Annotated in this window: 19 protein-coding genes, 1 pseudogene and 1 riboswitch; of the genes and pseudogenes, 9 read left to right on the top strand and 11 right to left on the bottom strand. The window is 68.0% G+C overall.

What is annotated here, in order from left to right; all coding sequences use genetic code 11:
* The first annotated feature begins 73 nt into the window (after positions 1-73).
* Both M1M07_RS12770 and M1M07_RS12775 read left to right on the top strand, forming a co-directional pair.
* Positions 74-1,276 (top strand): cytochrome P450, encoded by a 1,203-nt coding sequence (locus M1M07_RS12770; protein WP_248674397.1) that lies wholly within the window; start codon positions 74-76, stop codon positions 1,274-1,276.
* A gap of 19 nt (positions 1,277-1,295) precedes the next feature.
* On the top strand, positions 1,296-2,096 hold the full coding sequence (locus M1M07_RS12775) for an enoyl-CoA hydratase (protein WP_248674398.1): 801 nt from the start codon (positions 1,296-1,298) through the stop codon (positions 2,094-2,096).
* 32 nt (positions 2,097-2,128) lie between these two features.
* Here M1M07_RS12775 and M1M07_RS12780 read toward each other — a convergent pair whose 3' ends face one another.
* From M1M07_RS12780 to M1M07_RS12790, 3 genes are read right to left on the bottom strand one after another with little or no spacing between them, the layout of a single operon-like run.
* Positions 2,129-2,386 (bottom strand): hypothetical protein, encoded by a 258-nt coding sequence (locus M1M07_RS12780; RefSeq protein WP_197255718.1) that lies wholly within the window; start codon positions 2,384-2,386, stop codon positions 2,129-2,131.
* Positions 2,373-2,906, bottom strand: a complete 534-nt coding sequence (locus M1M07_RS12785; protein WP_197255720.1) for a flavodoxin domain-containing protein — start codon at positions 2,904-2,906, stop codon at positions 2,373-2,375. Before M1M07_RS12785 ends, M1M07_RS12780 begins: the two co-directional genes overlap by 14 nt.
* Before the next feature lie 25 nt (positions 2,907-2,931).
* On the bottom strand, positions 2,932-3,546 hold the full coding sequence (locus M1M07_RS12790) for a YdhR family protein (protein ID WP_248674399.1): 615 nt from the start codon (positions 3,544-3,546) through the stop codon (positions 2,932-2,934).
* Positions 3,547-3,740: 194 nt separating this feature from the next.
* On the opposite strand from M1M07_RS12790, the gene M1M07_RS12795 reads away from it, so the two are divergent.
* Positions 3,741-4,922, top strand: a complete 1,182-nt coding sequence (locus M1M07_RS12795; RefSeq protein WP_248674400.1) for a PLP-dependent aspartate aminotransferase family protein — start codon at positions 3,741-3,743, stop codon at positions 4,920-4,922.
* 6 nt (positions 4,923-4,928) lie between these two features.
* Here M1M07_RS12795 and M1M07_RS12800 read toward each other — a convergent pair whose 3' ends face one another.
* The gene (locus M1M07_RS12800) at positions 4,929-5,552 is read right to left on the bottom strand and encodes a DJ-1/PfpI family protein (protein ID WP_197255724.1); all 624 of its coding nucleotides are present in this window, start codon (positions 5,550-5,552) and stop codon (positions 4,929-4,931) included.
* A gap of 107 nt (positions 5,553-5,659) precedes the next feature.
* Here M1M07_RS12800 and M1M07_RS12805 point away from each other — a divergent pair, with 107 nt between their 5' ends.
* Entirely contained in the window at positions 5,660-6,376 is a 717-nt protein-coding gene (locus tag M1M07_RS12805; protein WP_197255726.1) for an SOS response-associated peptidase, read from the top strand.
* A 63-nt stretch (positions 6,377-6,439) separates the two neighbouring features.
* Here the strand turns inward: M1M07_RS12805 and M1M07_RS12810 are convergent, their stop codons facing one another.
* Positions 6,440-6,841, bottom strand: a complete 402-nt coding sequence (locus tag M1M07_RS12810) for a hypothetical protein (protein WP_197255728.1) — start codon at positions 6,839-6,841, stop codon at positions 6,440-6,442.
* A 27-nt stretch (positions 6,842-6,868) separates the two neighbouring features.
* Positions 6,869-6,981, bottom strand: a riboswitch (SAM riboswitch).
* A gap of 55 nt (positions 6,982-7,036) precedes the next feature.
* Positions 7,037-7,945, bottom strand: a pseudogene (locus M1M07_RS12815) (enoyl-CoA hydratase/isomerase family protein).
* An 88-nt stretch (positions 7,946-8,033) separates the two neighbouring features.
* On the opposite strand from M1M07_RS12815, the gene M1M07_RS12820 reads away from it, so the two are divergent.
* Entirely contained in the window at positions 8,034-8,837 is an 804-nt protein-coding gene (locus tag M1M07_RS12820) for an enoyl-CoA hydratase/isomerase family protein (RefSeq protein WP_197255732.1), read from the top strand.
* Positions 8,834-10,303 (top strand): class I adenylate-forming enzyme family protein, encoded by a 1,470-nt coding sequence (locus M1M07_RS12825; protein ID WP_368862564.1) that lies wholly within the window; start codon positions 8,834-8,836, stop codon positions 10,301-10,303. Before M1M07_RS12820 ends, M1M07_RS12825 begins: the two co-directional genes overlap by 4 nt.
* A 10-nt stretch (positions 10,304-10,313) precedes the next feature.
* On the opposite strand, the gene M1M07_RS12830 is transcribed toward M1M07_RS12825, so the two are convergent.
* On the bottom strand, positions 10,314-11,852 hold the full coding sequence (locus M1M07_RS12830) for a coniferyl aldehyde dehydrogenase (RefSeq protein ID WP_231611378.1): 1,539 nt from the start codon (positions 11,850-11,852) through the stop codon (positions 10,314-10,316).
* A gap of 211 nt (positions 11,853-12,063) precedes the next feature.
* Between M1M07_RS12830 and M1M07_RS12835 the strand changes: the two genes are divergently transcribed.
* A complete protein-coding gene (locus tag M1M07_RS12835; RefSeq protein WP_197255734.1) occupies positions 12,064-13,332 on the top strand; it encodes a cytochrome P450 in 1,269 nt (422 codons plus the stop codon).
* Positions 13,333-13,387: 55 nt separating this feature from the next.
* On the opposite strand, the gene M1M07_RS12840 is transcribed toward M1M07_RS12835, so the two are convergent.
* Complete coding sequence (locus M1M07_RS12840) at positions 13,388-14,185, bottom strand: SDR family oxidoreductase (protein ID WP_197255736.1); 798 nt, start codon at positions 14,183-14,185, stop codon at positions 13,388-13,390.
* Positions 14,186-14,392: 207 nt separating this feature from the next.
* Here M1M07_RS12840 and M1M07_RS12845 point away from each other — a divergent pair, with 207 nt between their 5' ends.
* Together M1M07_RS12845 and M1M07_RS12850 are read left to right on the top strand one after the other, a co-directional pair.
* Complete coding sequence (locus M1M07_RS12845) at positions 14,393-15,136, top strand: TetR/AcrR family transcriptional regulator (protein WP_197255738.1); 744 nt, start codon at positions 14,393-14,395, stop codon at positions 15,134-15,136.
* 228 nt (positions 15,137-15,364) lie between these two features.
* Positions 15,365-15,601: a hypothetical protein gene (locus M1M07_RS12850; RefSeq protein WP_197255740.1), complete on the top strand. Its 237-nt coding sequence runs from the start codon at positions 15,365-15,367 to the stop codon at positions 15,599-15,601.
* 262 nt (positions 15,602-15,863) lie between these two features.
* On the opposite strand, the gene M1M07_RS12855 is transcribed toward M1M07_RS12850, so the two are convergent.
* From M1M07_RS12855 to M1M07_RS12865, 3 genes are read right to left on the bottom strand one after another with little or no spacing between them, the layout of a single operon-like run.
* The gene (locus M1M07_RS12855) at positions 15,864-16,466 is read right to left on the bottom strand and encodes a hypothetical protein (RefSeq protein ID WP_197255742.1); all 603 of its coding nucleotides are present in this window, start codon (positions 16,464-16,466) and stop codon (positions 15,864-15,866) included.
* Between the two features lie 19 nt (positions 16,467-16,485).
* Complete coding sequence (locus M1M07_RS12860; protein ID WP_248674401.1) at positions 16,486-17,745, bottom strand: MlaD family protein; 1,260 nt, start codon at positions 17,743-17,745, stop codon at positions 16,486-16,488.
* A complete protein-coding gene (locus M1M07_RS12865; protein WP_248674402.1) occupies positions 17,742-18,812 on the bottom strand; it encodes an MlaD family protein in 1,071 nt (356 codons plus the stop codon). The genes M1M07_RS12860 and M1M07_RS12865 overlap by 4 nt, the downstream gene beginning before the upstream one ends.
* Positions 18,813-18,871 lie beyond the last annotated feature (59 nt).

Consider the following 18,871-nt stretch of genomic DNA (forward strand, 5'->3'; position numbering starts at 1 on the left):
GCATTCTATAACTCTTTCCGTTACGGCGGACAGCAATCTCCGGGTGATGGGAAGCAACCTCCAGAGGTGATCAGTGGACAGCTCCGTCCGAGACGAATCGGCCACCGCCACACTCGACTTCCGCGACCCGTATCCGTTCTTCGCTGCGCGCCGCCGCGAGGGAGGCGTCTTCCACGGCACGGTCATGGACTACTCACGCACCCCGGAATCACTGCGTCCGGCGGATTCGTATGCGGCGCTCACCTATTCGACGGTCAGCGCCGCCCTGCGCAACGACCGCGTGTTCAGCTCCAAGCTGTACGACGCGACCATCGGCGTGTTCATGGGGCCGACCATCCTCGCGATGAGCGGCACGAAGCACCGCGCCCACCGCAACCTGGTGTCGGCGGCGTTCAAGCCGCAGTCGCTGCGGGTGTGGGAACCGGACATCGTGCGGCCGATCTGCAACGCGCTGATCGACGAGTTCGCCGGCGACAGCCACGCCGATCTCGTCGCGGACTTCACGTTCGAATTCCCGACCCGCGTGATCGCGCGGCTACTCGGGCTGCCCGCCGAAGACCTTCCGTTCTTCCGCAAGGCCGCGGTGTCGATCATCAGCTACGCCGGCAACGTGCCGCGCGCCCTGGCGGCGTCCGAGGACCTGAAGAACTACTTCCTCGGCCACATCGAACAGCGACGGTCGCAGCCGACCGACGACATCATCAGCGATCTCGTGACCGCCGAGGTCGAGGGCGAGAACCTGACCGACGAGGCGATCTACTCGTTCCTGCGCCTGCTGCTCCCAGCCGGCCTCGAGACCACCTACCGGTCGTCGGGCAACCTGCTGTACCTGCTGCTGCGGCACCCGGACCAGTTCGCCGCCGTGCAGGCCGACCACGGTCTGATTCCGCAGGCCATCGAGGAGGGTCTGCGCTACGAGACACCGCTGACATTCGTGCAGCGGTACACCACCGAGGACACCGAACTCGGCGGTGTCCCCATCCCGGCCGGGGCGGTCGTCGATCTCGTTCTCGGTTCGGCGAACCGGGACGAGGACCGATGGGAGCGGCCGGAAGAGTTCGACATCTTACGAAAGACGCTGCCGCACATCAGCTTCACCGCCGGTGCCCACACCTGCCTGGGCCTGCACCTGGCGCGGATGGAGACGCGGGTCGCCGTCGAATGCCTGCTCACGCGGCTGACGAACTTCCGGCTGCAGGACGACGGCGATCCGCACATCACCGGGCAACCGTTCCGCTCCCCCAACCGACTGCCGATCACGTTCGATGTCGTCTGAGATTCGAAAGGAAACGCGCGTGACCGACGAGTCCGTCCTGCTCACCGACCTCACCGACGGGGTGCTCACGCTGACCCTCAACCGCCCGGACCGCCGCAACGCGATCACCTCGCATATGTGGACGTTGCTGGGCGAACGGTTGCGTGACGTCGAACCGGGCCACGACGTGCGCGCGGTCGTGCTGACCGGCGCGGGCGGCACGTTCAGCAGCGGGGCCGACCTGTCCGCCACCGCGGGCATGGACGAGTTTCCCGACCCGAGCGAGGAGACCCGCCGCGTCAACGACACCGTGCGACTGCTGCACGGCCTGCCGGTCCCGACGATCGCGAAGGTGCGCGGCGTCGCCGTGGGCGCCGGATGGAATCTGGCGCTGGGCTGCGATTTCGTGGTCGCGACCCCGGAGGCGCGCTTCTGCCAGATCTTCGCCCGGCGCGCCCTGTCGATCGACACCGGCGGTTCGTGGCTGCTGCCGCGGCTCGTCGGGCTGCAGCAGGCCAAGCGGCTGACGATGCTCGCCGACATGATCGGCGCCGACGAAGCACACGCGCTCGGTCTGGTCACGTGGCTGCAGCCCGAAACCGAAATCGACGGATTCGTCGACGCCCTCGCGACCCGGCTCGCGGCCGGCCCACCGATCGCGCTGGCGCAGACCAAGTCCCTCATCGACCACGGGATCGACCGCACGCTGGACGAAGCGCTCGACGGGGAGGCCGCGGCGCAGGCGGTGAACCTGGCTGCACCGGATGTGCTGGAAGCGTTCGCGGCGTTCATCGAAAAGCGCGACCCGAACTATCGCCGCACCCCCGTCACGGAGCGCTGACGCGACCTCCTTTTTCCGAGCGAGCGGTACATTCAGTCGATCCAAGGAGACGAGCGATACATTCGCTCGGACGCACGGGTCGACGACGCGCCGGGCAGCACCGCCGCGAACACCGCGCCGTGCGGATCGTCGCCGAGTACGCGCTGTGCGATCTTCGCGGCGAGCGACGACGCCGTCATCCCGATCGTTTCCGCGCACGCGCACAACACGATCCATCGCCGCACGGTCAGCCCGCGACCTTCGAGAGGGCCGGTTCCCGGGGTTTCCGTCGGTGCGCTACCGGACGTCATCGCCACTCCCGGCATGGACGGTGGCGACCCAGCCGTCGACGTCGGCCCAGTCCCGGGCGTCGCCGTAGTGTCCGCCCATCAGCCGGAACAGGATCCGGCCGAGGCCCGGCCAGTCGCCGGGCGCGATGGTTCCGGCGAAGAACCGGTGCCCGCGCACGTCCGCCGTCGACCGCAGCGCCTGCACGGCCTTCGGCTCCGGCGTCACCCGCCGCAGGTATCGCGCGACCCGGGACGACAGGAGGCTGCTCGTCGCGCCCACCGACGACACCGAAAACGCCCACACCGCACGACCGGCCAGGTCCGGGCCGAGCCGGTCGAGCGCGGCCGCCGCCTCGGGAAGCCACTGTCCGTTGTGGATCGCGCTGCCGACGACGAGGACGTCGTACCCGTCGACCGAGTCGACGCCCGACAACTCCTTCGCGTCTGCGGTATGACCGGCTCGCTCGAATTCCGCGGCGATGCGCTCCGCGATCCCCCGTGTGGATCCTTTCGCGGTCGCGTATCCGACCAGCACCTTCATGAATCACCCTCCCCTTGCAGCGACCTCACGAAATGCTGCTCAGCCGCCACCACTCGCCGGCGTCGGTGTCGCTCGTGCGGTCCCGCCCGGCGGCGGCGAGAACGTGGTCGCGCCACAGACCCGGCAACACGCGGTTGCGGATCGAGGCGTGTTCGCTGACCAGCGCGAGCGGCCACCACAGGGCGCGGACGTAGTCCCGCGCGCTGTCGGCGCCGTCCCACTGGTAGAAGCCCCGGTACCGACCGGCCTCGTCCGCGGTGAGCCACAACTTCGACACGAATCCGGGAAAGCCTGCGAACAGCGGTGTGTTGAGCATGCTCTCGGCGCGGAACAGCGCGTGTCCACGGCCGCGCACACCGCGCAGCCGGAATGCGACCACCAGGATCACCGGTTCGGCCGGCTCGTCGCGATCCGCCACGGTTTCGCGGTAGACCACCGCGGACGTTCCGTCGGCGAAGGTCATCGTCCGGCCCTTGTTGCCGATCGGGAGGTGCAGGCGCCGGTGGGCCAGAAGCGACGCGGTGCGTCCGGCGCAGCGCCCGAGACGCGGCAGCGCGGTGCGCAGCGGCAGCGGTTCCGGCCGGTCGTCCGGCTCGCCGCCGGCTCCGAGCGGGTTCGGTGCAGGATCGCTCGTGGTCATCGCCCAGTCCCGTCGTCTCGATGACACAGACATCGGAGACGCTACGCCGCGCTCATGTTCGGCACGACCTGATCCTTGTCGGCAGAGGTCCTCTTCTTGTCGGCAGACGTCCCGAGACGGTGGCTCGAGGTGCCGAACCGCGCATCCGCGATACTCGGTGACGTCCGAGGAGTCCCATGGAACGGAGCGAAGGCGTGAAGGATGCATCAGCGGGTCGGTCTACCAGGGCCATTCACGGCACCACCGTCACCGACGCCCACGGTGCGCCGCACATGCCGGTCTACAACACCACGACCTTCGCGTTCGAGAACACCGCGGCGCTGCTCGACGTCGCCGACGGACGCGTCCGCGGCCCGCTCTACACCCGCTACGGCCTGAACCCGACGATCTTCGCCCTCGAGGAGACGATGGCCTCGATCGAAGGTGCCGCCAGCGCGTTGGCGTTCTGCTCGGGGATGGCGGCCGAGACCGCGCTGTTCGCGCACTACGGGCGCGACGGGATCGTGTGTGTCGGCGACGCCTACGGCGGCACCATGGAACTGCTCGGCAATCAGCTCGCGCAGCTCGGTATCACCACCACGTTCCTGCTGGGCGACGAACTCGACCGGCTCGAGGACGTGCTGAGCGACGGAGCGAAACTGGTGTTCTTCGAGACTCCGACCAACCCGGCGCTGGGCATCTACGACATCGCCGCGATCTCGGACCTGGCCCACCGCTACGGCGCGAAGGTCGCGGTCGACAACACCTTCGCCTCGCCGGTCAATCAGCGCCCGCTGGAGCTGGGCACCGACCTCGTCTCGTATTCGGCGACGAAGTACCTCGGCGGACATTCCGATGTCACCGCCGGATTTGTGCTCGGCGCAACCGAACTCGTCGAACCACTGAAGGCCTGGCGGAAGAGTTTCGGTTCGACGATCGCGCCGGAAACGGCGTCGATGCTGTCGCGCAGCCTGCGCACCCTCGTCGTTCGGGTGCGTCAGCACAATGCCAACGCGCAGGCGGTCGCCGAGGCCATGGAGGCCGATCCGCGAGTGTCGCGAGTTCTGTATCCAGGTCTGCCGAGCTTTCCCGGTCACCTGCTGGCGGCGAAGCAGATGTCCGGGTTCGGCGGGGTCGTCACCATCGAGGTCGCGGCGGACGCAGAGACGACCGTGCAGGTCGTCGACCGGCTCGAGTTGTTCGCGTTGGCGCCGAGCCTCGGTGGGGTGGAAAGCCTGGTGACGCAACCGGTCACCACCACCCACTACGACCTCTCCCCCGAAGAACGCGAACGGCGCGGGATCACGGGATCGATGATTCGCCTGTCGATCGGGCTCGAGGACTCCGACGATCTGATCGCCGACCTCACCCGGGCGCTCGACGTCGTCGAACGCTGAGTTCGGCTATTCGAGTCCGTGCGCCACGGCGAACAGATCACGGTCGGGGTCGGTGTGCAGCTCCAGCTCGATCTCGCGCGCGGCCCGCTCGGCCTCCTCGCGGCCGAACAAGTGGGTGAGCAGAGCACCCGTCATGTCCATGCCGGCGGCCACCCCGGACGAGGTCCACCGGTCGCGGTCGTGCACCCATCGTGCGCTCGGCGCCCATTCGACGTCGGTGCCGTGACCGGATGCCCACTCGAAGGCCAGCTTGTTCGACGTCGCCCGATACCCGTCCAGCAGCCCGGCGGCGGCGAGCAGGGCGGAACCGGTGCACACCGATGTCACGATCGTCGCCGTCGAGGCCCACTCTCGAAGCCAGGCGAGGAAACGTTCGTCTCGGACAAGGGAACGGGTGCCCATCCCTCCCGACACCAGCACGATGTCCGGTTCCGGGGCGTCGCCGTAGCTTGCGGTCGCGACGACCTCGGTTCCCTGGCTGCTGCGGACCGGTCCTTCGTGCGGCCCGAGCATCTGCACCTCGACCGAATCGGGGAACCTGCTCAGCAATGCCACGGGCCCGAAGACGTCCAGCAGTTCGAAGCCGTCGAACAGGACGATGGAGACGCTGCGCGTTGCCGATCCGGTCACCTTCCGAGTCTTGCACGACGTCGGCGTGCCCCGGACGACATCACCACCGATCGTCCGCCGTTCCGGCAGGATGGGACGAGAGCCGAACCACGGGAAGGAGCGCACCGATGTGTGGACGCTATGCGAGCACGAGCACCCGCGACGACCTGATCGCGGCGTACGAAACCGCAGCCACGGTCGGTGACGAACTGCCCCCGTCGTACAACATCGCCCCCACCCAGCGGGTGAACGTCGTGCTCGAACGCGCCCCGCGCGACGAACCCGACGCCGAGCCGGTGCGGCAGCTCAACAGCACGATCAGGTGGGGGCTGGTTCCGTTCTGGGCGAAGGACCCGAAGATCGGTTCCCGCATGATCAACGCGCGCTCCGAGACCGTCACGAGCAAACCCGCGTTCAAAGCGGCCGCGGCACGTCGGCGCTGCATTCTGCCGGCCGACGGCTACTTCGAGTGGCTGAAGGACGAGAACGGCAAGAAGATCCCGTTCTTCCTCCACGCCGACAAACCGCTCGCGATGGCCGGCCTGTACGAATTGTGGCCGAATCCGGAACTACCCGAGGACGATCCGAACAGGTGGCTGTGGACGTGCACTGTGCTCACCCGACCGGCGACCGACGCGGCCGGGCACATCCACGACCGCTCCCCCGTGTTGCTGCCGGAGTCGTTCATCGACCCGTGGCTCGACCCGACCCTCACCGATCGCGACGACGTCGAAGCCCTGCTCAACTCGATCCCGGAGCCGCATCTGCACCCGTACGAGGTGAGCACCGCGGTGAACAATCCGCGCAACAACTCCCCGGAGCTACTGCTTCCGGTGAACCCGTGACGGCGACCCGATCCCGTCGGCGGGCGGAAACACCTTTCCTACACCGAGTTCCGCCGGTCCCGCTCACACGAGTGCATTCAGCACCTGCCCGATAGGGCCCGTCTCCGGTTTCGGCGAGGTGCAGTCGGACCAGTGCTCCGAATCGCTCAGCGTGAACACGGTGCGGTCCTCCGGTTCCCGGCCGGGCAGAACGAGCACGCGCCATCGCGGGATCCATTCGCCGATGTCACCGCCGAGGTCGAGAGCCTGGGCGATCGCGTCGACGTCGTGGTGCTGGAACTCGACTCTGTTTCCGTCCCAGGACAATTGCACGGTTTTTCCGTCGACGATCTCGACGAGCACGTGCACCGCGAGATCGCGGTCCGCGAGGGCGTGCCGAGCACGGATGTGATGGACGTGATGGCCGTCGTGGTACGAGCGGCACGTGACGGCGGTGCGGACGATCGAACGAGCGACAAGGATCATCGTGTTCCTCCGGGTAAGCCCCGGGACGGGGCGCTCCTGTCCGAGCCGGTCGGTCTCGGACCGCTTCGTCACCCGAACCACCCGCGAGCGTGGGGTTGGTGTGCCGTCCAGTCGGGGCTTGGCGACGGCAACTCGTGAAGCACCGTCACTGTACCGCATCCCCTCGGTGTGGTTTTGTGGCGACCCCAACCGCCACTAATGCACACCGGCGGCGGAGCCGCCGGGATCGGGGACGTGGAAGTGCTCGTCGCGCAGGCGGAATGCCTCCTTGGTCCCGTGTTCGGCCCTCGTCTTGACGAAGTTGAACTCACCAGGCCCGAACTGCAGGTTCGTGCCGAAGGCGTGGAACAGATAGCTCGCGACCTCCTCGCCCTGGTAGGCCTGACTCTGCTCGACGAGCCGGAACGCCTCCTTCGCGATGACGACGCCGTCGGCGGGCATCTTCGCGGCCTTCTCCGCCCAGTACCGGGCGCGAGCGGTGACCGCACCGGGCTCGCATGTCTCGGTGAACACGCCGAGGTGTTCGACGGACGCGGCGTCGACGATGTCGCCGGTCAGCAGCAGCCGGCGCGCGAGCACCGGTCCGAGCCGGTGGAAGAACATGTGCAGGCTGCCCAGTGCCGGGCCGAGGAACCGGGTCGCGGGCATCCCGATGCGGGTGTCCCGCGCGATCACGGAGATGTCGGTCATCAGTGCCATCTCGAACCCACCACCGAGCGCGTAACCGCTGATCTCCCCCACCGTGACCTTCGGATAGCCCAGGAACTCGTGGTAGAAGCCGAATGTCTTGCGGTCGACGGTGAGACGGCGCCGCTGGCTGGGCCGGCTCTTCTGCGAACGGTCCCACTCACCCTTCGTGCCATACTACCCATATGCGTTGTTCATATCGGCCCCGGTACTGAACACACCGTCGGCGCCCCGCAGCAGCACGACCGTGATGTCATCGTCCTGCGCGACGTCGTCGAGGTATCGGGCGAGCGCGTCGCGCATAGGGGCGTCGTAAGAATTGCGGCGCGCGGGGTCGTTGAGGGTGACGGTCGCGATGCGGCGATCCGGATCCACGTCGAAGAGGACACGTCCGTCCGCGGCACTGGAGCTCGTCATCGTTGTCTCTCTTCCGCTGGATCGGGCATAACGGTATGGGATACTGTAGATACACCAGTATGGCTGTCATCTCCGCAGAAGGAAACACATGCCGTTCGACACGATCGAGTACGAAGTCGACGGGCACACGGCCACTCTCACGCTGAACCGGCCCGAAGCCCTCAATGCGCTCAGCCCCCACATGATCACCGAACTGCGCGCCGCGTACGCCGAGGCGGAGAACGACGACAAGGTCTGGACGCTCGTCGTCACCGGCACCGGCCGCGCGTTCTGCACCGGGGCCGACGTCAAGGAGATCCCCGGTGACGGCAAGGTGATCAACGAGCGCCCGTATCTGTCGACCTACGAACAGTGGGAGGCGCCCCAGGAGGGCACACCACCGTTCCGGACCATGACGAAACCGATCGTCGCCGCGATCAACGGTCTGTGCTGCGGCGCAGGACTCGACTGGGTCACCACCTGCGACATCGTGATCGCCTCGGAGGAGGCCACCTTCTTCGACCCGCACGTGAGCATCGGCCTGGTCGCCGGCCGCGAGATGGTCCGGGTGTCCCGGGTGCTGCCCCGGTCGGTCGCCCTGCGCATGGCGCTCATGGGCAAACACGAGCGGATGAGCGCCGCGCGCGCATACGAATTGGGGATGGTCACCGAGGTCGTCGAGCACGACCGGCTCCTGGACCGCGCCCACGAGATCGCCGGCATCGTCAATTCCAATGCGCCCCTGGCAGTTCGGGGAACACGGCTGGCGATCGTCAAAGGCCTGAACGTCCCGCTGCACGAGGCGGAGATGCTGGCCGAGTCGTTCCGCGAACGCGTGACCCGCACCGAAGACGCCCTCGAGGGCCCGCGCGCGTTCGTCGAGAAGCGGGCACCCGTGTGGCAGTGCCGGTGACCACGCACGCATTGTCCGCGCGCATCGCCGCGGTCCTTGCGCTCGCACCGGATTCGCCGATGGTCGAATTCGACGACGCATGGGTGTCGCGAGGGCGGATGCGCGACGCAGTGCGCCGGATCGCGTCGACCCCCGGCGCCGACGGTGAGGTGGGGATACTGCTGCGCAACCGCCCCGAGTTCGTCGCCGCGCTTCTCGGCGTCCTGGCGGTGGGCGGCACCGTCGTGGTGATCAACCCCGCACGCGGCGACGACCGCACCCGGGCCGACATCGCCGCACTCCGGCTTCCGCTGATCATCGGTGGTCCCGACGACCTGCGTGCCCTCGTCGCACCCTTACCCGGCACCGTGACCGTCGAACTGAGCGGTCTCGATGCCGAACCACACCTCATACCCGCGACTGTCGGACCGGAACTCCGCGACAGCACCGGTGTGGCGGTTCGGATGCTCACCAGCGGCACGACCGGACCTCCCAAGCGCATCGACCTGACCTACGACATGCTCGCTCGCAGCGTCCTGGGACCGGACGCGAACCGCGCACCCGCACCGACCCGGCCGCGCACCGGTGTCGCCATCGTCAACGCACCGCTCGTCCACATCGGCGGGGTGTTCCGGGCCCTGCAATGCGTCACCGAAGCGCGGCCGTTCGTGCTGCTCCCCCGCTTCGAACTCGATCGGTGGATCGCCGCGGTACGCACGCACCGGCCGCGCGCGGTGTCGTTGGTGCCGGCCGCGCTGCGCACGGTGCTGCATTCCGACCTCGGCCGCGAGGACCTCGCGTCGATCGAGGTCGTCACGTCCGGCACCGCACCGCTGTCCGCCGACGACGCGGACGCCTTCCACGACAAGTTCGGCATACCGGTACTCACGTCGTATGCCGCGACCGAGTTCGGCGGTGGCGTCGCGGGCTGGACCCTGCCCGAACATCGCCGGTACTGGCAGACCAAACGCGGCAGCGTCGGCCGAGCGAGTGGCGGTGCGCGACTGCGGGTCGTGGACGACGACGGCGCAGTCCTGCCCGCCGACCGTCCCGGTCTGCTCGAGGTCAAACCGGGCCAGCTCGGCCCGAAATCGGAGTGGATCCGCACCACCGACCTCGCCCGCATCGACGAGGACGGGTTCGTGTGGATTCTGGGCCGCGCCGATCAGGCGATCATCCGCGGCGGTTTCAAGGTCCTGCCCGACGACGTGCGCGCCGCGCTGGAACAGCATCCCGGGGTCGACGGTGCCGCGGTCGTGGCGGCACCGCACGATCGGCTCGGTGAGGTGCCCTGCGCCGTTGTCGAACCGCGGAACGGGGTCACCGTGACCTCCGACGAACTCGTCGAATTCCTGCGAACCCGGCTGGCGCCGTATGAGATTCCGGCACGGATCGTGTTCGTCGGTGCGCTTCCCCGAACTCCTTCCGGCAAGGCCGATCTCGGCGTGGTCCGCGCGCTGGTCCGCGAATCCAGCGGGAACACCTGAGCCGCTGCGGTCAAGACGTGACGGTCCCGGAGGGCGTCGGCCCATCCGTCGTACGGTGCGGAAGGCGACCGCGGGTACGTCGCCGCGAACGGCGGTGAGCGGCGTTCAGTGCGAGATCGACGATCTTGCGGGTCGGGGCGGCGAACGGTGGGGCGGCCATCGCGGTGACGGCGAACGGCAGGTCGGTGCCGACGATCGTGCGGTGGTGGCTGAACGTGTCGAACCCGACCTTGCCGTGGTAGGCACCCATGCCGCTGTGCCCGACCCCGCCGAACGGCGCGTCGTCGGGGAGCATGTGGATCGCGAAGTCGTTTCGGGCGACACCGCCGGTACGGGTCCCGCGGACGAAGCGGCGGAAGTCCGGACCGTCGGGACCGAACCAGTACGCGACCAGCGGCGACGGGCCGGCGTTGACCCGGTCGATCACCTCGTCCAGCGACGTGTACGGGCGGACGAGCACGACCGGCCCGAAGATCTCCTCGGTCGCGATGCGCATCTCGTCGGTGACGTCCCGGACGACGGTCGGCGCGATCTTGCGGGTCGCCGGGTCGGGCAGGATCTCACCCACCGGCGCCACCGGTTCGATGCGCGCACCTCGGGCCCGCGCGTCGTCGAGCAGCGCCAGGATCCGTTCGTAGTTCGCGGTGTCGACGCATGCGGTGTAGTCGTCGTTGCCGACGACGGTCGGGAACATCGCGCGCAGCGTCGACTGCAGAGTCACGGTGAACGCGTCGATCCGGTCGGCGGGTACGTAGACGTAGTCGGGGCACACGCACACCTGGCCACCGTTGACCATCCGCGCCCGGGCGATGCGCTCGGCGGATCGGTGCACGTCCGCGTCCGGCGCGACCACGACCGGATTCTTCCCGCCGAGTTCGAGCGTCACCGGTACCAGGTTCTCCGCAGCGGCCCGCTGCACGAGCTTCCCGACGCGGGTCGAGCCGGTGAAGAACAGGTGGTCGAACGGCAGTGCGGAGAACTCCGCGGCCACGTCGGCACCGCCGGTGACGACCGCGAACTCGGTCGGATCGAAATAGGACGATGCAAGCGACCGCGTGAGTTCTGCTGTGTGACCGGCGATCTCGGACATCTTGATCATCACGCGATTGCCGGCGGCGAACGCGGCCGCCGCGGGCAGTACGACGAGATTGAGCGGGAAGTTCCAGGGTCCGATGATGCCGACGACGCCGAGCGGGGTGGGCTGGACCTCGGCCCGGATTCCGTATAGCCGGGCGCCGGGCTTGGGGTTGCGCGGTTTCATCCATTTGTCGACGTGGGCCCGGGTGTGTTCGATCACCGAGAGCATGCCCATGATCTCGGTGAACAGCGTCCCCGTGCGCGAACGGGTCCCGAAGTCGGTGGACAACGCGTCGACGTAGGCGTCGCGGTTGTCCAGAACCATCGCAACGAGCCGGTCGATCCGGTCCCGCCGAACCGCCGCGGTGGGTGGACCTTCCGCCAGGAACCCCCGACGCTGCTCGTCGAGCAGCGTGGCGAGGTCCGGTGCCGGGTGGAGGTCGGTGGGATTGTCGGCGGTGCCGGTGCTCATTCGCTCAGCCTTCCCGGTCGAGTCTGATCGGCAGGCTCGACGCCGACCGCACGAACTTCGACCCGTCGGCGGATATCGATCCCGTAACATCAACTGTAATACCGAACACCTGTCTGGAAGTCCGAATACAGGGGGATTCTGTGACCGGCCGACACTACATCGAATTGCGCACCGATGCAGCACTTTCCAACGGTTCGCAGGACGGGGCCCGATGACCGTCGACGGCGCCACCTCGCCGCGCCCCTTTCATCGGCTCGACATCTCGGCGCCCGAGTTCTGGAAGAACGACTTCCGCACCCGGGACGACACGTTCGCGGCACTGCGCGCCGAGGAGGGCTTGAGCTGGCACCCACCTACCCCGTCGATCTTCCCGCACGCGGAGACCGGATTCTGGGCGGTCACGCGCCACAGCGACATCCAGTACGTCAGCCGCAATCACGAATTGTTCTGCTCTAGCCAGGGTGTGAGCATGGACCCGATGCCGGCCGAGATCCAGCGGGCGATGGCCTTCTTCCTCGCCATGGATCCGCCCGAGCACACCCGGTACCGCCGTCTGATCAACATGGCCTTCACCCCGAGACAGATCCGGTTGATCGAGGACCAGATCCGAACCAGTGCCCGGGAGATCGTCGACGATCTGGTTGCCGACCTCGCGGCGAACGGCACGGTGGATTTCGCTGCGGAGTACTCACGCAGGATGCCGATGCGCACGATCTCCGACATGATCGGCGTCGCTCCCGAGGATCGGGAGAAAATCGCCGATGCGGTGGAGAGCCTGTTCGGCGCCAGCGACGAGGAGTATTCCTCCCTCGAGGAACGCGCACCGCATCTGATGACCCAGCTCGGCATCCTGGCCGGCGCCGGCACCGAACTCGCGGGTGCGCGTCGCGAAGATCCCCGAGACGATCTGATGACCAACATCGTGAACGCCGAGGTCGACGGCCATCGCCTGAGCGACGAGGACATCGGCGCGTTCATGGTGCTGCTCGGTTCCGCGGGCAACGACACCACCAAGCAGGCGAGCAGTCACGCCCTCGCCGCGCTCGTCGCGCACCCGGAGCAGCGGGACTGGCTGCTCGCGGATTTCGATGCCCGTATCGACGGTGCCGTCGACGAGTTCGTGCGCTGGTCGACTCCGGTCATCCACTTCGCCCGGCACGCGACGGAGGACACCGAGGTCGCGGGCACGAAGATCGGAGCCGGCGAGAAGGTCGTGCTGTTCTACTGTTCCGGCAACCGCGACGAGTCGGTGTTCGACCGACCCCACGAGTTCGACATCACCCGAACTTCGAATCCGCACGTCGGCTTCGGCGCGCCGGGTCCGCACTCGTGCCTGGGCCGGCAGCTCGCGAAGATGGAACTGCGGCATCTGTTCCACGAGCTCCTGACGCGACTGCCGGACCTCAGCGTCGGCGAACCCGAGTACGTGCACAGCGATTTCGTGCACGGCATCAAGCGGATGGCGATCAGCCTGCGCTGACAGCCGATCCCACATCGACCCCCCGTCACCCGGAACGGCCCGGCGGCGGTTCGGATCACGCGAAATCCGAACCGCCGCCGACGTTCACGTCCGCCCCGGTCATGTACGAATTGCGGCGCGAGGCGAGGAACGCGACGACGGCACCGATCTCCTCGGGCCTACCGGCGCGCGGAAGTTGCGCGGCGTGGCCGTATTCGGTGTCGATGAGTTCCATCAACCGGTAGGGATCCTCCGACTCGACACCCACCGACGCGGCCCAGTCGACCAGAGCCGGGGTGACCACCGCTCCGGGTGAGACGACATTGACGAGAATCTCGTCGCGGGCGAGCAACAGCGACAGGTTCTTCGACGCGCTGGTCACCATCGCCTTGGCCGCCGTGTAGGCCGCGAGCGAAACACTCTGCCGCTGCGTCGACTGCGCGGAGAAGTTCACGATCCGGCCCCACTCGGCGCGCCGCAGCATCGGCAGGGCGGCGCGGGCGCAGCGGACCATCGACAGCACACCGTCGTCGACCGCCTCGTGCCACTGGTCGTCGGTCAGCATCTCGAAACTGCCCTGCACGTTCGGCCCGACCGCGTTGACCAGCACGTTGAGTTCGCCGTTCCATCGTCGATCCAGTTCCGCGAACACCGATGCGACACGCGCGGCATCGCGAACGTCGGCGACCAGGCCGAACGCCTCCGGACTACCGCGCTCGGTCAACTCCTGTGCGGCAGCGGTGACGGCGGCCTCCGATCGGCCGACGACGGCGACGCGCGCCCCTTCCTCGGCAAGACATCGAGCGGTGGCCAGGCCCATCCCGCGGCTGCCACCGACGACCACCGCCGCCGCGTCCGCTAGTCCGAGATCCACGACGTGCCGCCTCTCGTCCACCCCGCACAAATGCCGACAATGTTACTGTATTACTATCGGTAAGGATATCGGGATAGGCCGTCACCGGGCCGACCGTGCCCCCGTCGGTATCATTTACGGTGGCATGTACGGGTGGGTCGGCGGCATCGAGCCGGTCCGGCGGACGGGTGGCACTCCGGTGCGACACGACAGAGTTGGGAGTGTGACATGGCGAAACGGCCACGGCGCGAACGGGGTTCACTCAACCCTGACGACATTCTCGACGGCGCGTTCGAACTCGCGGAGGAAGTCTCGATCGACAACCTGAGCATGCCGATGCTCGGCAAGCACCTGGATGTCGGCGTCACCAGCATCTACTGGTACTTCCGCAAGAAGGACGACCTGCTCAGTGCAATGGCCGACCGCGCACTGCGCGAGTACGCCTACTCGATGCCCTTCGTCGAGGCCTCGAACTGGCGCGACACCTTGCGCAACCACGCACGGACCGTCCGGGAGACGTTCGTGAAGAACCCGATTCTGTGCGACCTCATCCTGATCCGATCCGCGTTGAGCCCCAAGGCCGCCCAGCTCGGCGCGAAGCAGACCGAGAGCGTCATCGCGAATCTCGTCGAGTCGGGGTTCACGCTCGAGGACGCGGTCGACGTCTACTCGGCGGTGCAGTTGCACGTCCACGGCATGATCGTGCTGCAGCGCCTGCAGGAGAAGAACCGGCAGTCCGAAGCTCCGTCGGGTGCGTACTACGAGCTCCTTCCGATCTCGAGCGAAACCACTCCGCTGCTCGCCGAGGCGAATGCGAAGGGAATCCAGAGCGGGGCGCCCAACGACCGGAACTTCGAGTACGGTCTCGACTGCATTCTCGACCAGGCCAGCCGCCTGCTCGAGGCCCGGCAGGCCGAGGGCAAGACCCCGCAGTCGAAGAAGTCGCCCAGCGCAGCGGCCGTCACCAACTAGCCTCCGGGCCCCCTGACTCCGGTCACGTCCGACGAGCCACAGATCCACGGCAGCGAGGTGAGCTGCCGACATGCGGCCAGCCCTGGCTGTAGACGGTCCGTGATCGTTGATGCGGGTGGCGATTCCGCGCCCATAGGGCGGCGAGATCGGGGTCGGCCCCGCCAGGAAAGGACGGAGTAGACCAGCTCCTCCCCTTCACCCCACGAGCAAGAATAGTGAGCACGCCCAATGACCACTACCAAGCAACTGATGCAGCAACTCGCGAACAACGAGATCAGCCTGGACAACGTCGCGGCAGAGTTGAGGGCCAAGTCCTTCCCCCGAGTCGAGAAGTCAAGCGGCCAAGTAGACATCACCGAGGACCCCGTCTACGACGACGACAGCCTGTTCTGGCTCGGGCATGCGAATTTCATGGGCGTCATCTCGGACGAGGAGTACAACATGCTCGTCCACAGCGCCGGATAGAACCATCACCTACCGCGACGTTCCGCTCGATCCGCCCGTCCGGTTCGCGATCCATGAGCAGCAACTGCGCCACTACTACCGCCGCTGCGCGGGCGACACCCCGGCCGGTCCGGCGGCGTGGGAGGAGCGGATGATCCTGATTTCGACCCATCTCGACGAAGCGCTGTACGAGCTGGCAACCATCGACGGCCCCGCGCGGATCGTCATCAGCAACAGCGGTTTCCGAGCCGTACCAGGAGCCTGCTGGCGCCGAGCGGCGCAATCAGAGCAGGTCGACCCTGCTCACCAGCCAGCGTCCGTCCACCTTGTCGAGCGTCATCACCACGCGGCTGCGATCGACCCGCGGTTCCGGGGTGGCGGTGTTGGTGATCGTCTGGTCGACGAAGAGCAGCACCACCGCCTCGTGGGCGGTCGCCGACCGCACCGCGGCGTCCACCACCGTGCCCGTGCTGCTGGCGTTGTTGTCCACCAGCATCTGCTTGAGCTGGCTGCTGGACCTCGAGTACATGTCGCGGAACTCCCCGGTCGCCCCGGCCAGGACGTCGGAGAAGTTCCGGTCGATGTCGCCGGCCTCGATGTTGGTGAGGGTGACGGCGTAGTTCCTCGCGGTCTCGAGCGCCTCCGATGCGGCGCGGTCCACCGCCGCGTCGGAGTACATGCGCCAGCCGGCGAACCCCGCTCCGGCACACACCGCGGCGGCGAGTACACCGGCGAGTACCCTGCGGATGGGGTGTGTCGTTGTCCCCGGGGCGGGTGTCGCGGTGTCCGGTTCGGAGACAACGGCTTTCCCCGGCTCGGATCGCTCGGCCGCGGCCGTCACGGTGTCCGGGTCGTCCTCCAGCAGGGGATCCTTCACGCTGCTCACGGTTACCTCCAGGTCGGGTTCAGTTGAAGTGGATCGGCGGCCCGGCGTACGGGGTCGGCAGGGTTTGCGGGCCCTGCGGAGTCGGGCTGGTGCGGCCCAGCGGATCGCTGCCCGGCGCCGGCTTGTCGGTGTCGTCTCCCGGGGGCCGCGGTGCCGCCGCCGCGCCGCGGGGAAGCAACTGCGGATCGGGGCAGTGCGTATTGAGGAACGGCTCGGGGAAGTCCGGGCGCGAGGGCGCCGACCGGGGCAGCGGATAGTCGCACGGCACCCTCGGGTAGACGTCGACCGCGCCCCAGATTCCGCCGTCCCGGAAGACGGTCCCGATCGACTGGAGTGTCGACCCGTCGCGCTGCTGCGGGAAAATGAACTCCTGCAACGCCGGCAGGCGCACGTTCACCATCTGCGTCACGGTGACCAGGCTGCCCAGCAGTTGCACCATGGTCGGCGAGTTGTCGGCGAACAGGGCGTCGATGCTGCGCACGGTCGCCGGGGTCTGCTCCAGCAGCTGCCGCAGGCCGCCGTCCATGGCGCTGACCCCGCGCAGGGTGCCGTCGAGATTCGCCGCGGTCGCGGCCAGGCCGGGTGCCGTCTCGGACAGGGTGGCCAGAACGACCTTGTCGGTCTGCAGGATTCCCAGGGTCTGCGGCAGCACCGCGTGCAGCGTGGACACCAGGAACGTTCCGCCGTGCACGATGTCGCGCAGTTTGTGGACTCCCTCGGGACCGGTCCCGAGTTCTTTCGTGATCACGGCCAGATCGTCGGGGTCGATCTGCGCCAGCATCGGCTCCATGTTCTCGAGCATCGTCGCCATCGGGACGGGGGTCGACGTGTTCGATTCGTCGACGACGGAACCGTCGGTGAGATAGGGGCCGTCGTCGGTGGTGGGCTGGAAATCCAGGAACTGTTCGCCCGCCGGGGACAGGCTGGACACCCGCACCTGCCCGGTCGCCGGGATCGGCACGGCGGCGTCGATCACCGCGACCGCCCGGACGCCCGTGCCGTCGATATCCACCGACTCGACCCGGCCGACCGCCACCCCGCGCAACGTCACGTCCTGACCCGGCAGCAGACCACCGGACTGCGCGAGCCGGACGTCCACCCGGATCCTCGCCCTCGCCGGGTTGAGCTCCAACGTATTCAGGAACAGGTAGGCGACGCCACCGACGAGCAACGCGACCAGAGCCAGGACCGACAGCGCGGTCCGGTGTCGCCGGCCCCACCGCACCCCGGAGAGCAGCCCCCGCGCCGAGGCCTCGACGATGTCGCCCTGCGTGCTCATCGCGGACCCTCGAGCCGTTGCTGGAGGCGGAACATCGTCACCGCGAGCGACCCGGCGAAACGCTCCCAGTCCCCCGCGTCCGGGAGCCTCGATCCCGGGTCTGCGTGGTAGTTCGGGTCGTCGAACGCGCCGAGCGCGAACTGCGAAATCGACACGTCGACATGACCGGAGGTGCCGCTGGTGAGCTTGATGATCGGGCCGAGGATCCGGTTGACGTCCTCGATACTGGCGCCCGGCGCCGTCGCCGCCGCGTTCAGCCATCCGGCGATCCGGTTGATGTCCTGCACCATCCCACCCGCACCTGTCCCGTTGATCGACGGGAACCGCTCCAATTTCTGGGTGATCCGGGTGAGCTGGTCGACCGTGCCGAGAATCGCCTGGGTGTTGTCGGCGACCACCCCGAGGGCCGGTCCGGCTGCGGCGAGCGCGGAGTCGATACTCTGCTGCCGCTCCACGACGGTGTCGGCAAGGGCGTTCGCCGAACCCAGCACCGCTTCGATCTCCGACGTCCGCGCCGACAGCAACGCGACCAGCGTGGTGGACTCGCGGACCAGCGCACCCAGTTCGTCGCCGCCGTCACCGACCGATTCACCGAGACCGTTGACGAGTTTCGTCAGATTCCGGATGGCACCGCCGTTGACCAGCATCGCCGCCGTCGAAAGCACCTCCTCGACCGTCGCGCCCGCGGACGTCGACTCCACCGGGATGGTGTCGCCGTCCTGCAACACCGCACCCCCGGGGTCGGCGGGCGGTTCCAGCGCGACGAAGACGTCGCCGAGCGGTGTCGCGGAACGCAATTCTGCCCGCGTGCCCTGGGGTAGCAGGGTTCCGTCCCGGAGTTGCATCCGCACCACCGCCAAGTAGTCACGGACCTCCATGTCCAGCACGAATCCGACGTCGGCGCCCTTCACCCGGACCTTCGCCTTCGCCGGCAGGTTCAGCGCGTTCCGGAAGATCGCGGTGACGACGAAGCCGTCGCCCCCTGTCCCGGGCGCGGGCAGCGGGAGCTGGCCGAGCCCCACCGAGCAGCCGGCGAGCGCCCAGCAGAGCACACAGACGACAGCCACCGCGATCGGCGACAGCCGTGACTGCCGTGCCGCAGGCACCCGCGACCGCCCAGCCGAGC

This window comes from Rhodococcus sp. HM1, from assembly GCF_023218075.1.
In the GTDB taxonomy this organism is placed as follows: domain Bacteria; phylum Actinomycetota; class Actinomycetes; order Mycobacteriales; family Mycobacteriaceae; genus Rhodococcus.